This is a genomic window from Paenibacillus sp. S25, from assembly GCF_019454085.1.
Taxonomy (GTDB): Bacteria; Bacillota; Bacilli; order Paenibacillales; family Paenibacillaceae; genus Paenibacillus; species Paenibacillus polymyxa_B.
This window is the reverse complement of the sequence record NZ_CP073683.1, coordinates 2,332,181-2,346,205: the sequence shown is the minus strand read 5'-3', so window position 1 is coordinate 2,346,205 and position 14,025 is coordinate 2,332,181. Positions and strand designations below refer to the sequence as shown.

General features: G+C 45.1%; 14 protein-coding genes. 1 reads left to right on the top strand and 13 read right to left on the bottom strand.

Annotation, left to right across the window (positions count from 1 at the left end):
- Positions 1–48: 48 nt before the first annotated feature.
- The 5 genes from KAI37_RS10405 to murI all read right to left on the bottom strand — a co-directional run bounded on the left by KAI37_RS10405 (position 49) and on the right by murI (position 4,877).
- The gene (locus KAI37_RS10405) at positions 49–1,029 is read right to left on the bottom strand and encodes a S8 family peptidase (protein ID WP_071640649.1); all 981 of its coding nucleotides are present in this window, start codon (positions 1,027–1,029) and stop codon (positions 49–51) included.
- 202 nt (positions 1,030–1,231) lie between these two features.
- Positions 1,232–2,626 (bottom strand): MATE family efflux transporter, encoded by a 1,395-nt coding sequence (locus tag KAI37_RS10400; RefSeq protein WP_220031178.1) that lies wholly within the window; start codon positions 2,624–2,626, stop codon positions 1,232–1,234.
- A gap of 71 nt (positions 2,627–2,697) precedes the next feature.
- The gene (gene fosB / locus KAI37_RS10395) at positions 2,698–3,120 is read right to left on the bottom strand and encodes a metallothiol transferase FosB (protein WP_071644290.1); all 423 of its coding nucleotides are present in this window, start codon (positions 3,118–3,120) and stop codon (positions 2,698–2,700) included.
- A 14-nt stretch (positions 3,121–3,134) separates the two neighbouring features.
- On the bottom strand, positions 3,135–3,983 hold the full coding sequence (locus tag KAI37_RS10390) for an aminoglycoside phosphotransferase family protein (protein ID WP_220031177.1): 849 nt from the start codon (positions 3,981–3,983) through the stop codon (positions 3,135–3,137).
- A 90-nt stretch (positions 3,984–4,073) separates the two neighbouring features.
- Positions 4,074–4,877, bottom strand: coding sequence for a glutamate racemase (gene murI / locus KAI37_RS10385; protein ID WP_220031176.1), 804 nt, complete (start codon positions 4,875–4,877; stop codon positions 4,074–4,076).
- Between the two features lie 290 nt (positions 4,878–5,167).
- On the opposite strand from murI, the gene KAI37_RS10380 reads away from it, so the two are divergent.
- Positions 5,168–5,794: an FMN-dependent NADH-azoreductase gene (locus tag KAI37_RS10380; RefSeq protein WP_043882169.1), complete on the top strand. Its 627-nt coding sequence runs from the start codon at positions 5,168–5,170 to the stop codon at positions 5,792–5,794.
- Positions 5,795–5,937: 143 nt separating this feature from the next.
- Here the strand turns inward: KAI37_RS10380 and KAI37_RS10375 are convergent, their stop codons facing one another.
- The 8 genes from KAI37_RS10375 to zwf form a co-directional block, all read right to left on the bottom strand.
- Positions 5,938–6,447, bottom strand: a complete 510-nt coding sequence (locus tag KAI37_RS10375) for a hypothetical protein (protein WP_025723668.1) — start codon at positions 6,445–6,447, stop codon at positions 5,938–5,940.
- Between the two features lie 173 nt (positions 6,448–6,620).
- Complete coding sequence (locus tag KAI37_RS10370; RefSeq protein WP_023988309.1) at positions 6,621–6,776, bottom strand: hypothetical protein; 156 nt, start codon at positions 6,774–6,776, stop codon at positions 6,621–6,623.
- 675 nt (positions 6,777–7,451) lie between these two features.
- On the bottom strand, positions 7,452–8,537 hold the full coding sequence (locus KAI37_RS10365; RefSeq protein WP_220031175.1) for a lactonase family protein: 1,086 nt from the start codon (positions 8,535–8,537) through the stop codon (positions 7,452–7,454).
- 69 nt (positions 8,538–8,606) lie between these two features.
- Positions 8,607–9,053: an OsmC family protein gene (locus KAI37_RS10360; protein WP_013310026.1), complete on the bottom strand. Its 447-nt coding sequence runs from the start codon at positions 9,051–9,053 to the stop codon at positions 8,607–8,609.
- A 55-nt stretch (positions 9,054–9,108) separates the two neighbouring features.
- Positions 9,109–10,317, bottom strand: coding sequence for an MFS transporter (locus KAI37_RS10355; RefSeq protein WP_071640639.1), 1,209 nt, complete (start codon positions 10,315–10,317; stop codon positions 9,109–9,111).
- Between the two features lie 380 nt (positions 10,318–10,697).
- Entirely contained in the window at positions 10,698–11,372 is a 675-nt protein-coding gene (locus tag KAI37_RS10350; RefSeq protein ID WP_028542409.1) for an SOS response-associated peptidase, read from the bottom strand.
- Between the two features lie 156 nt (positions 11,373–11,528).
- The gene (gnd, locus tag KAI37_RS10345; protein ID WP_013310023.1) at positions 11,529–12,422 is read right to left on the bottom strand and encodes a phosphogluconate dehydrogenase (NAD(+)-dependent, decarboxylating); all 894 of its coding nucleotides are present in this window, start codon (positions 12,420–12,422) and stop codon (positions 11,529–11,531) included.
- Between the two features lie 54 nt (positions 12,423–12,476).
- Complete coding sequence (gene zwf, locus KAI37_RS10340) at positions 12,477–13,979, bottom strand: glucose-6-phosphate dehydrogenase (RefSeq protein WP_220031174.1); 1,503 nt, start codon at positions 13,977–13,979, stop codon at positions 12,477–12,479.
- Positions 13,980–14,025 lie beyond the last annotated feature (46 nt).

Sequence of the window (14,025 nt, the reverse complement as noted above, 5' to 3'; positions counted from 1 at the left end):
ACCCTCCCTTTAGGAGAGCCACTATATATCCGAAGTTGAAGTTACGGTTTATTTAACCTTCAATGATCCTACAGTTAGTATTCCCGCTACACGCTGCGCGTCGAAAATACGAGAAAGCTCCTCCACTGCCGTCAAGTACAGTAGACCGTTGCCCTCCAGCTTAGGAGAATTGCCGAGTGGAATCGTGCGTTTGATGAGTTGTGCGTATAATTCCGCTTCGGTGAGATCACGCTCAAAGCTCGCATTCGCCAGCTGCTTAATCAACGCCAATGCACCTGCTACGTGTGGAGTAGCCATCGAAGTTCCGCTAAAGGTCGCATATTTGCCGCCCGGAACAGTGGACAAAATATCTTCTCCCGGTGCAACCAAATCCACCTCATTATTAGAATTACTAAATTCTGAGGCGTGCCTGTCAAAATTGATAGCACCTACGCTAATCACTTCATTATAGCAGCCGGGGTAGCCGAGCTCGTCCGTTCTGTCGTCACCGTCTCCCTCATTTCCAGCTGCACAGATGACTAAGATTTGGCTAGCTACAGCCTTTTTTACTGCTTCATGAAGCTCTGGTACATCCTCAGGACCGCCAAGTGACATCGATATAATATCTGCCTTTTGCTCAATTGCATAATAGATGCCTTGAATAATCCAGTCATATTGACCGGAGCCCTGCTTGTTTAGCACTTTGATGATGAGCAGGTCTGCCTCTGGAGCAACACCCACGACACCCTCCGCATTTTCTGCTGCCGCAATGGTTCCTGCTACATGCGTACCATGACCGTTGTAATCCTTGAAAATTTCCGGATCACCTTGATCATCATCCGTAAAATTCCGGCCGCCAATAATGCGCGCCTTCAAATCTGGATGGTCTGAATCACAGCCCGTGTCCAGCACCGCCACCTTCACGCCTCGGCCTCGAGTCTGGTTCCATACCGCAGGAGCCTGAATCAGCTCTACACCTCGCGGTATTTCATTCACTTGTTGCTCCTGCTTGATCACTTGGTAAGGAATGATATGCACTTTACGTTCCATCCTATTCCCTCCTTCATGGATTCAATCGGAAACCATCCGTCTTTGAAACTTTGAAACTTTGAAAACCTCTAATACATTCGAGGTTACTATATTCTAGCAATTTTTGAAAAGTTTGAACATCCCCATTTTGCTTATTTTTGTAAAAAAAACAGACATCCTCCAATTCGCTTGGAGAATGTCTGTTGTAGAATCTCTTTCAGCCTTAGGCTGACTCCGCCTGAAGTTCAGCCTTAGATAACAGCGATTTGTGCTGCCATTTCCGCCCCTTCCAGCGTAAATAGTGGAAAATGCCTCGTACCCACTCATCGCAGGCATGTGCAATCCACACACCCAGCACACCATATCCCATATGAATGCCCAGCACATATGCTAACGGGATTTTAATCCCCCACATTGAAATAATGGCCATCATTAACGGGAACTGAACATCTCCCGCTGCTCGCAAGGAGTTAATGACAACATGATTAAACACACGGCCCGGCTCCAGCAATATACAGAAGAGCAAAATCGCTGCCCCTAATTGAATGATCGCCAGCTCATCTGTAAAGATCGCCATCACTTCATATCGGAAAAAGGATACTACCACGATCACAGCAATTGTAATGACCAAAGACCATTTCAGGCTCCGTAAAAGTTGATGATAGGCCTTTTCTTTATCTCCTGCTCCAATCAGACGGGCAACAATAATTTCCGTCCCCTCACCTACAGCCATTCCAAATACCATAAAAAAGTACACAATTGTATTCGTATAAAAATGGGTTGCGATCGCCGTTGTACCCATAAAGCTGACAAACCGGGTCACCATCATTTGGCTAAGCTGATAAGACAACCATTCCAGCCCGGCAGGAATACCAATCTTCAGGATGGCTACCAGCTTACTCCACTGAAGCTGTACATAATACCGGATGCGAATCGGCGCACTTACACGCTTGTACAGCAGTAGAAAAATCCAGACACATGCTACAGCACGACTAATAACCGTTGAAATCGCTGCTCCCGCCACTCCCATCTGCGGCAGACCAAACCAGCCATAAATGAGCAACGCATTTCCCACGATGTGCAATATATTCATACCAATGCCCACGATCATCGTATCTTTAGTAAAACCATGCGATCGAATAACCGGACCTGCGGTTAGCATGAGCGCTTCCAGAAACAGCGAACCCCCTGCCAGCATCATATAAACCTCTGCATTTTCCTTAATCGTCGGGGTAATATGGTAAAAGGATAGTAAAAAATCCCGGCTCACAATAAACATCAAACTCAGCGCCAGACCAAACACCAGATTAAAGGTTAGTGCCGAAGCTGTAACACGGCTTGCATCCACATGCTTTTGCGCCCCCAATAGCTGAGCAATAATCACACCTACACCAAGACCAAGCAGATTGAAAAGTATAATCGTAAATTCAATCAACTGTCTTGATACACCTACAGCCGATACAACCTCATCAGAAACATGGCTTAGCATGAACGTATCCACGCTACCCATCAAAATGTGAAACAACATCTCTATAAAGATCGGCCAAGTGATTGCAAAAACCGTCATCGTTTTAACGGCTTGTGCTTGCTTGGAACCGTTTTCCTGAGACAGTGACATCCTTCCGTATTCCTCCTAAATGCGACCCAATTATTACTTAATACCTACACTTCAATATCGATAACACTTACTCAATCATAAAAAGTCATATGCTTTTTTTCATTTTTATAATATTGCAGGCGATCCTGCAATTGTCCTGTGTGGAATTCAAACTTATGTCCGTCTGGATCTGTAAAATAGACCGACCTTTTGTCCTGTTCATTCCGCTCTCTTCCGGGCAAAATGGTGACATTAAAAGTTCTCAGCTTGTTAAGCATGCTCTCAAAATCCGCTTCCGCTACCGAAAATGCAATATGCGTATAGGATTGATGAATTTCATTTCTTGGGATATCCTCCTCCACATTGAGGGCCAGCCACATTCCCAAGCAGTCCAGGTAAGCCAACTTACGTCCTTTAACGAGCAGTTTTCCATCTAGTACATTCTGATAAAAATGTATTGATTCCTCTAAATCTGACACCGAAAAGCAAATATGATTCCATCCTTGTATGCTCATATTCCCTGTTCCTTTCAGCGAACACTGTTCAGCCAATAAGGCCACGCTTCTGTATATTTATCGAGATCTTTAGGATGATGGCGAATGCAGGTAGCTATACGAAAGTATAATCCCAGTAACACTTCCCTGTTCAGCTCGTATTCCCCTGTCATCTCCGGCCCAAGCTTCTCTAAGGCAGGCAAAATAGTATCGACGGTCAGCCTATCCGGTGAAGAACAAAAGGCGTATATTAGATCATACAGAGGTTCTCCCACCACTGGATCAGGGTCAATAATGCCCGTCAATGTGCCGTTTTCGGTAAACACAAAATTATGTACTCCACAGTCACCATGAAGCAAATATTTAATATTACGTTGTGGCAATCCAGCCACAAGGGTATGAGCGAACCGATGATTCTCTCGGGGTAAAACGCCTTGTATGATCTTTTCAGATTCCTTCGTTCTGTGCAGCAGAAAATCTCTCCATTCCACAAACGGGTGGTCCGGATAACCATAATGACGTTCCTCACCAAAAGGCTTATAGTGCGAGATCACCTCCGTCGCCAGACGAAGCAACAAATCGCTTTTGTTTCGTCCATGATACTGTGTGAGCCCCGACCTGAACGTGTACACCAAATAACGGTGCAACGGATCTACATAAACCAAACGTGATAGCTTCTCAATCTGTACATAGGTATGTAAGAACTCTGCCTCGGCTTCTACGACAGCGGGATCATTTTGCTTAATCACGTATCGCGGCTTAGTTCCGTCCATGACAACAACCACTTTGCTCGAAGTTCCGCCGGTCAACGGTTTGAGATTTCGCATATGGCTTTCAAGCACGCCCGTTTCGTGAAGCTCATTCAGGATCAGTTGAACATCCATCTTACGCCTCCTCCATGCGTTTGATCGACAATGCAGCTGGCGATTTGGATATTTCATTTAGCTCCCACACGTTCGCCAGCCGCTCTTCTTTTAAAAATAAATCTTTTCATGCTCCGCATAGATTTCAAGCGCCCGCTCCATCTTATGCACATAGGCCTCATCCTGACTAGAACATAGAAATGTAATATGTCCCTCCTGCAATGGACCGGATTTTGGCGAAGGTTCCAGCAAATTACGCTCAGACAACACCTGTTTCAACCGTCTGACTGTTCCCTGGCTCCCGTCAATTAACTGAATATGAGAAGGCAGTAGTTCCCTTAGAATCTCCTTATAAAAAGGATAATGAGTACATCCCAATACCACCGTACCATATATGTCGAGATTGAACGAAGACAGCTCACGGTTAAAATATTCGGACATTTCTGCCCGGTCAAAATTCAACTGTTCGCAATAATGTACTAGCTCCGGCAGAGGTAGTGAGTCCACGCTCCCATGATCGTCAACCCTGGATATCAGCGCTGCATAACAGGATTGTTTCAACGTCAATGGTGTGGCTAACACCAGAACTCTTTTACCATTGGCTCGGTTCATCTCGACCGCTGGCTTCACAGCTGGCTCCATCCCGATAATCGGAATAGGATATTCCTTCCTTAGCTCCGCAACCGCGATACTTGTAGCCGTATTGCAGGCAATTACCAATGCCTTAACATCTTCTTTTAGAATCGTTTGTACTGAAGCCTTGACATAACCAAGCACCTCTTGGGGAGTTTTCGTCCCGTAAGGCACATGAAGGGTATCCGCCATGTATACAAAATTTTCGTTTGGCAAACGTCTTAGTGCCTCGGACAATACTGTAATTCCACCCAATCCTGAATCAAAAAAACCTATCTTCAAGCTACTCACCTTTTTTCGTTCAACTATTGTGCCTATCTTGCTGGCACCATGTTCATTTTCTTCTTAGCCTACTCAAACCATTCTCTGCATTAAACTTTACATTTAAATTTTACCGCAAAACTGATATTTTGCAAAAGAAACACGTAAAATTTACAGTGTAAAAAATAAAGTAGCTTTTCAAAGTAAATTTAATATAAAAGTGTTGACAGATATTATCTTTATATTGTAATATTACGTGGTAACTTACTAACTTAACTTACTTATTCAACTTACTTAGGGGGAAATAAATCATGTCTAAAGTATTATTTGTCAAAGCTAATGATCGTACAGCTGAAGAATCTGCAACAGTTAAATTGTATAACGCCTTCGTAGAAAGCTACAAGTCTTCCCACCCAACTGATGAAATCACTGAGCTGGACCTGTTCTCCGTCGAGCTTCCTTATTTGAACGCTAACATGATCAACGGAACGTTCAAATCCGCTAGAGGCATGGAACTGAACGCAGAAGAAGCTCGCCTGGCAAACATCGCTAATGGCTACCTGGATCAATTCCTGGCAGCAGACAAAGTCGTATTTGCTTTCCCGCTCTGGAACATGACGATTCCAGCTGTACTGCATACGTACATTGACTACCTGAACCAAGCTGGTAAAACATTCAAATACACTGCTGAAGGTCCAGTTGGTCTCGTAACTGAAACTAAAGTAGCCCTGTTGAATGCAAGAGGCGGCGTTTATTCCGAAGGACCAGCTGCTGCAGCTGAAATGTCTTTGAACTACATGAACAACATCTTATCCTTCTTCGGAGTAAAGGATATCGTGAAAGTTGTTCTGGAAGGACATAACCAAGCTCCAGATCAAGCACAAGAAATCGTTGCTTCTGCTGTACAACGTGCAGTAGACACAGCAAAATCGTTCTAATCATATATTATGAAGAGAAGAGGATATCCGCGCCCTATATGGGCTGGATATCCTCTTTTTTGTTATAAAGTATAAAAAACACGTGCTCCCCTGATCTATAATCAAGTGAGAGCACGTGTTTGTGAAATGAGATTACTTCTATTTTAAGGAATGAATTGCTGCACGATTTTTACAACTTTACCCTCACGAAGCGTAATATGGTATGGAAATTGACTGAGGTCCAGAACGTCCTTTTTAGCAAAATCTTTCTCAAACTGTGCCAGAGGAATCGATTCGTTCCATTGCACGTCTGTATCTTCTATGTTACCCGTGTGATCATAAATCTGCACCTCTACCGAAGCATCTGGTGCAACCTGATACACGTCATTTTGCACGGAATTGTTTACGATGTAGTAGCCGTCTGGAGCTCCATCCAATCCTGTATTTCCTTCATGTTCCAATAATGCTTTGTCAGCTGCCGCGCCTTCATACCATTCAATCGGGTCTGCCGACAAATAAATTTGTCCGTCACGAATCTCCATTTGGTTTATATATACGGTCTCCTGATTTTCAGCAGCTGCTACAGGCGTGTAGCCTTGCGCTGTTGCCCCTGCCGTCGTAATCAGCATCATCATTAAAGCCAATACGGTCCATTTCGAAGCTAGTTTCATCATGTCTGATCTCTCCTTGCCGTTTGGGTATGTACACGGTGTCTGTAAGCTTCATTACCCTTGTGTACTTATCATAAACGTTGCACGGTTAAAAAGTGTATCAGATACATAAAAAAGAAGTTACGATTTTTTAAGACTTGGTCTTAAAACTTGATAACATGTCCTATTTTTCTTTGCTATCTTAATAATCCGACCTGACGTGCCTGTTCTTCGGTGAGAATAAACTCTTCATTTTGCCATACTTCGTCCTCTTTGGTTACAGCAAACATCCCCATGATCTCTGTCCATATTCCTTTGTCAACGGCTTCCTTTTGCGTAATAATAATTTTCATTTCGTTTCCTCCTCCTGTAAAATATGAGCAATCCAAGGCTGTCGATTTGTGTGTCTCACTTCGCGATCAGATGGTTTCTACCATTCTCATTTTTCATGAGTTTGCCTCTAAAAAAGCCAACGACCTAAACTGATACTTAGGCCAAATATAATACTTTTATTTAAAGCCTCTAACCCTTATATGGAACTCACAATGCTTGTCCTAGATTTGCATTATCGGAGTGCTTGAGAGATTCTTGTCCCACTTATAACATATGTACCCTTTTCCTGCCGAGATTATTCGCATCTTATTTGTAACCATAAAATTTTATATTATTTTTGTAGGTAGTGACCTCTTTCGAAATGACTAAGCCCTAACATAAAAACGGCTGTAGGTTATCCTACGAGCCGTTTTCACTAAAAAATTTTCTATGCTTGGTTAATCTATCAGTACCATCAACATATACGTATTCATTTATTGTTTCTGCATAAAAAAATGGTCGCCAAAAGCACTAAAGCAGCGGAGAGGACGGAATTGTTCTGAAGAAGCGGAGCGTTCGCCTTTGTCCCCGGATTTCTACCCTTGAACATACAATCGAGAAATCCGGGGGCAACAGCGATCGGAAGAATGATCCGTTCTCGTAGCGGTCACAAGCCGCATACCGTTATTTAGTTACCCCCAATGTTTTCCTAATTTTTACACGGAAAAGTAAAAAGGCTGTACGCATACTGGCTTGGACACGGTTACTTGTTGCCCAGTGTAGGTCAAGCGTCCACTTGCCTTGTCCACTTTGAACGTAACAATGTTGTTGGTGTCGCGGTTGGCCACGAGCATATGATCACCATTTGGAGTCAAAGCAAAATGGCGTGGATGCTCTCCTTCGGCAGATACATGCTCGACCAAGCTCAGCTTGCCAGTTGCTCCGTCTACAGCGTATACCACAATGCTGTCATGCCCACGGTTGGACCCGTACAGATAAGCTCCATCCTCCGAAATTGCAATTTCAGCAGTTGTGTTTTCACCTGTAAAGTCAGACGGCAATGTCGGTACGCTCTCAAGCTCAGTGAGCTTGCCAGCCTCTGCATCATATGCAAAAGAAGTAATGGAAGAATCCACTTCGTTAATGACAAAAGCAAATTTACCATTCGGGTGGAACGTCAAATGACGTGGACCTGCACCTGCATGGGTTTTCGTTTCACCATGAAGCAACAGTTGTCCTTTGCTGTCATCAATGGTGTAGACGCGGATCAGATCCAGACCGAGATCTTGTACGAACAGGAAGCGGCCATCCGGACTAAAGAAACTGGAATGTGGATGTGGACGATCCTGACGTTCAGGATGCGCTCCTTTGCCCTCATGCTGTTTAACATCCAGCAACTCACCAATACGTCCGTCCTCAGTCAGAGACACCAGTCCCACCATACCTCCGTGGTAGCTGACTACAATAAGGTAACGATCAGATGGATCACGCTGAATGTGGCAAGTTGTTGCACCCACGTTTTCCGCACGATTCAGCAATGTAAATGTTCCTTTAACTGGGTCAATTTCGAAAGCAGAGGCTTCGCCTACTTTCGCTCCTGCAGCAGAAGTCGTCTCTCCAATGGAATACAGCTTCCGATTTTTGACGTCCACATTCAAGAATGTAGGATTTTTCAAGCCGGAGAACTCATCCTGTAGTGTAAGTGCTCCTGTCTGTTCATTAAAAGTGTACGAATAAACCCCGTTACCTTCCAATTCGGCGTAAGAGCCTGCGAATACGAGCAATTTTTGTTGTGCTGTCATGGTTGTGTCCTCCTTGGATTAAAAAAATGATGGGCAGTTGGAATGATTGCTCCTGTTACAAATATCGCTTTAAGAGGCGCGCTCCACCACGGGCTCTGTGGACAACGCCACATTCCCCGCTACGGCACGCGAGATCATGCATGAGGTTTCTGCCTGCTCTGCCAGTCGCAATGCTTGTTCGATCTGCGATTCTGTCGCATCGGCGGCCAATTGAACCTGCGGACGATGCACAATTCGGCGATATGTAAAAATATTGTTCGTTACATCGACAATCCCTTCGGATTCCAGTGCCAGTGATGCCACCGGGAGACTCGCGCGCTCCATCATCGCCGCCAAAGTAATCAAATAGCAGGTAGCGGCGGCACCGAGCAGCATTTCATCTGGATTGGTGCCCACACCAGGGCCTCCCATCTCAGCCGGGATCGAAATTGCAGTCCGCAACTGTCCAGCCTCAATACGGCCGTCGCTGTTGCGCCCCCCGTTCCAGTCTGCCTTGAGCAGAAAGGTATGCTCCATTTCAGGTCACTCCTCTCTCTTATATTATGAATCTTTACACAGGTGAATGTAAAGGTTAGTCAATCTCCTGATTTTTAGTTTCCGTACCCAGCAACCATACAGCCGCTGCTCCAATCAAGATAGCTACGAAGAAAATCACAAAGATAGATGGTAACGCTACGCCCTGTCCTACGAGTATACCGACCGCAAACGGCCCGATAACGCCTCCAATACGGCCAAACGCAGCCGCCATACCCACACCAGTTGAACGTACAGCTGTCGGGTACAATTCCGGAGTATAAGCATACATGGCTCCCCATGCACCAAGATTAAAAAAGGACAAGCAGATACCAGCAGCTAGCAGCATTCCCGCTGTTTCCGAGGTGCCAAACCAAATGGCAGACACTGCTGTGAGCAGCAAGTAGATGATCAGTACGAATTTTCGCCCTAGCTTTTCAATTAGATAGGCGGCGGTAAAGTATCCTGGTAGTTGCGCAAGCGTCATGATCAGCACATATTCAAAGCTTTTAACCAGTTCGAAACCTTTCATAAACATAATGCTCGGTAGCCACAGGAACATGCCGTAGTATGAAAATACAACTGTGAACCATAAAATCCACAGCATCAGCGTAGACTTGCGATTGGGTCCCGACCAAATCGAAGCCAATCGTGCACGCAGCGGAAGTTTAACGCTTTGCTGCTTATAACGCGGTGAATCCTCAATAGCTCTGCGCAGATAAAGAGCGTACAGCGCAGGTACTGCGCCGAGAATAAATGCCATTTGCCAACCATACTTTGGAATAACAAAATAAGCAATAAGAGCCGAAAGGATCCAGCCTGCCGCCCAGAAGCTTTCCAGCAGCACAACCGCTCTTCCTCGTTCTTTCACAGGCACTGATTCTGACACCAACGTCGAAGCAACAGGCAATTCCCCACCCAAGCCTGCACCAGCAATAAAACGCAGCACCAGCAGCATTCCGAGTCCTGTCGCCAAAGCTGATAAGCCGCTGGCAATAGAAAAGATCAACAATGTCCACACTAATATAGCACGTCTGCCGTAACGATCAGCCAAAATCCCCGCCAAAGCGGCTCCGAACACCATTCCTATAGAATTCATTGCAGTCAGCAGTCCAATTTGCTCAGATCCTAGATGCCACTCCTTTGCCAACGCTGCGACTATAAATGAAAGCAGCCCCACATCCATAGCATCAAACAACCAGCTGAGCCCTGCGCTAAACAGCAATTTTCTTTTTTTGGCTGGTGGTAATGAAGTTAATTCACTCATGATTCGCTCTCCCTTAAAAATATATCGTATGTAGACGTATATTCAGGTGTCTTGTCACCTGTAGCCTAGCATCTATTGTACCGTAAGCTTCCTTAATCTGCGAGCTTTTTAACACAGAAAAAAACGGAAGATTGCCTACGGCAATTCTCCCGCCTTCTGGAACCTGCCACTTACCGGTTTTGGACCAGACCGATGATCGTCACCATGAGCACCAGCAGCTGGATGAGTGTATCGTTACTCATTCCAATCGCCTCCATCCCATATGAGATACTCCTTCGGCCGTTTCCCCTCTCCCCGGATCATGACGCTTGTTCCCCAATACATACCTATGCAGGTGGCGGGAAGCTTATGATCAATAATGGATGAAAATCTCCATACGTTTAAGGTTTAATCCAGGACCACTGCAAATCCATTTCCTGAATACATTCACGGTTATCATGTTCATCATTGGCCACCAGTGGGGTCACTGGATAGATGCTCATGTCGCCTTGCTCATACGTGCGCAGTAGAGGCAACAGCTCATCTATGTTCTGGACAGACGGGTCCAGCCATGAATCTATATGATCAGCTTCCAAAATAGCTGGCATACGGGTATCGAATTCACGTATATCCGTATTGGCATGAACTGTCATCATCGTACAGGTGCGTAAAGGCTCCTTACGACTATCCTGCCATACTTCATATAGCCCCGCGACCGCAAACATCTTCTGTTCCGGTAGTACCACCCGTACAGCACACATGCGTTTACCCAATTTGCGCCAATAATAAAATCCATTGCATGGAATGATACAGCGTCGGGTTTCCGCCATCTTGCGATAACTCGGATTTACCCGAACCGTATTCAAGTCTGCATTGACACAATCCTTGCCCCAGTAGGGAATAAATCCCCAGCGAAATTCATCAAGTACCCGTTCTCCATCCTGATGCAGCACAATTGGAATATGCTGGGTGGGACTCATGTTATAACGCGTTTTGTAATAATACATCACCCGTTGTATACCAAAATGATCCCTTACCTCATCCAAATCAGCCGATAACGAAAACCTTTTGCACATACGCTATTCATCCTTCCGCCTTTTTCACCTATTGTGCGGATATACAAGGAAAAATATGCATATGCAGATTTTGCAAAATTCCAATAAACGACAAAACATATAGCAATATCCCCGCAGTTGTGAAGCTACGGGGATAGATACTAGCTTATATTGTTATTACTTCTTTTCTACCGCGTGACCGCCAAATTCATTGCGCAGCGCAGCAACCACTTTCCCGTTGAACGTGTCCGCATCAAGAGACCGGTAGCGCATCAGCAGGGACAAAGCAATGACTGGAGTTGCAGCCTGAATGTCCAGTGCTTCCTCAACCGTCCATTTTCCTTCACCAGAAGAGTGCATAACCCCACGGATTTCGTCCAGGTTTGCATCTTTGGAGAATGCACGTTCAGTTAAACCCATCAGCCAAGAGCGAATAACAGAACCGTTGTTCCACACACGCGCTACTTGTTCATAATCAAAGTCAAAGCTGCTTTTTTCCAGCACTTCAAATCCTTCACCGATGGAAGCCATCATGCCATATTCCACACCGTTATGAACCATTTTCAGAAAATGTCCGCTTCCGGATTTACCTGCATACAGATATCCATTTTCCACTGCTGTGTCGCGGAAAATAGGCTCAACAACCGCCCAAGCTTCCGGATCGCCACCGATCATGTAACAAGCGCCATTGCGTGCGCCTTCCATCCCGCCTGAGGTTCCAGCATCCATGAAGCTGATACCATATTCCTGAAGACGGGCATGACGAGCAATAGACTCTTTGTAATGAGAATTACCACCTTCAATAATGATGTCCCCTTTGGACAACATCGGTTGAAGCTGATCCAGCACAGAATCAACAATTTGGTGAGGAACCATAATCCATAATACTCTAGGGGATTGAGTTGCCTGTACAAGCTCTTCCAATGTAGAAGCACCTTTAGCTCCATAATCCTTCATTTCTTGGATGGCGGCTGCATTGACGTCGTAAGCAACAAGTTCATGCTTATGATCGATCAAATTTTTTCCGAGATTCAAGCCCATTTTTCCCAAACCAATTAATCCTACTTGCATAGTAAAGGCCTCCTGCCGTAGCAAACATATTTTGTATATACTTTCTTGTTAGTGTTAAGAACGAACGACTGCTTTTTCAGTGCTTTCGGACTTTTCGTCCAGCCACCATGTAAAGCCTTGCTCTTCCAACAATTGATCTGAAGCTTCTGGACCGTAAGAGCCTGCTGCATACGTATGAAGTGGGACCTCACCACGAGCAAAAGCTTCCAGTACAGGTTGAACCCACACCCATGAAAGCTCAACTTCGTTCCAATGAGCAAAAAAGGTGGAATCGCCGCGCAGCGCATCAAAGATGAGGCGCTCATAGGCTTCTGGTACATCCTTAGCCTCGGAATGATAATTCATCAGAACCGTTTCCAGTTGACCGGCGTTTAGCGGGTCTCTGCTATTCAGACGCAGCGTTACCTTTTCATCCGGGTTAACATGGATGATCAGCAAGTTCGGGTCGGACGGCTGCCCTTGAGCGGCATAAGGATCTGTGCTGTCCTTTTTGAATTCCACGACGATACGAGTGGATTTTTCTTTCATACGTTTGCCTGTACGAATATAGAACGGCACACCAGACCATTGTTCGTTATCAATCCATAGGCGAGCTGAAATGAAAGTATCATTTTGTGAATCAGGACCGATGTCCGGCTCTTCTTTATAGGAAGGAACTGCTTTTCCGTTGATCTCACCGTTGGTATATTGACCTCTAACCACGTTGGAAGCAATATCGGAAGGATCAAGCGCACGAAGCGCGTCCATAACCTTGCTTTTTTCGTCACGCACCTGGTCAGCCGTGACATGTCCCGGCTTGTTCATCGCCGTCATCATCAACACCTGTAGCATGTGATTTTGTACCATATCACGAATAGCGCCGGAGTGATCGTAGTATCCCGCTCGCTCCTCCACCCCTACAGTCTCGGAAGCGGTAATTTGCACATTGGCGATGTATTGATTGTTCCATATCCCTTGAAGCAATGGATTAGCAAATTTTAAGGCTTCTAGGTTTTGCACCATGGGCTTACCTAAGTAATGGTCAATACGATAAATCTCATCCTCAGCAAAGGTTCTGCTCAGGCGATCATTCAGCTCACGTGCTGATTCCAGATCATGTCCAAATGGTTTTTCGATAATGAGCCGTTTCCAACCCTTTGTTTCAGCTAAACCACTCTCCCGAATATTGAGGGCAATCACATCAAAAAATTCCGGTGCCACCGATAAGTAAAACATGCGGTTCCCCGGAATTCCCAATTCATTTTCACGTTGCTCAGCAAGCTGTAGCAGCTTTTTATAATCTTCCGGGTGGTTAACGTTCAATGCGCTGTAACGGAAAGCACTTAAGAACTGATCCATCTGTGCACGGTCTTCATTCACGTGTCTGGAAAAATCCTTAATGGATTGCTCTACATTACTTTGAAATTGCTCATCCGCCACTTCACGACGCCCCATCCCAATTACAGAAAAGGAAGCCGGAATTTTACCTTCTAAAAACAAATTATACAAGGCAGGGTAGATTTTGCGTTTCGCCAAATCCCCTGTCGCTCCAAATAAGACAAATGTCATTGAATCCATGAAATATTCCTTCTTCCCATTATAAAGATGAGGTTATTAAAAGTTA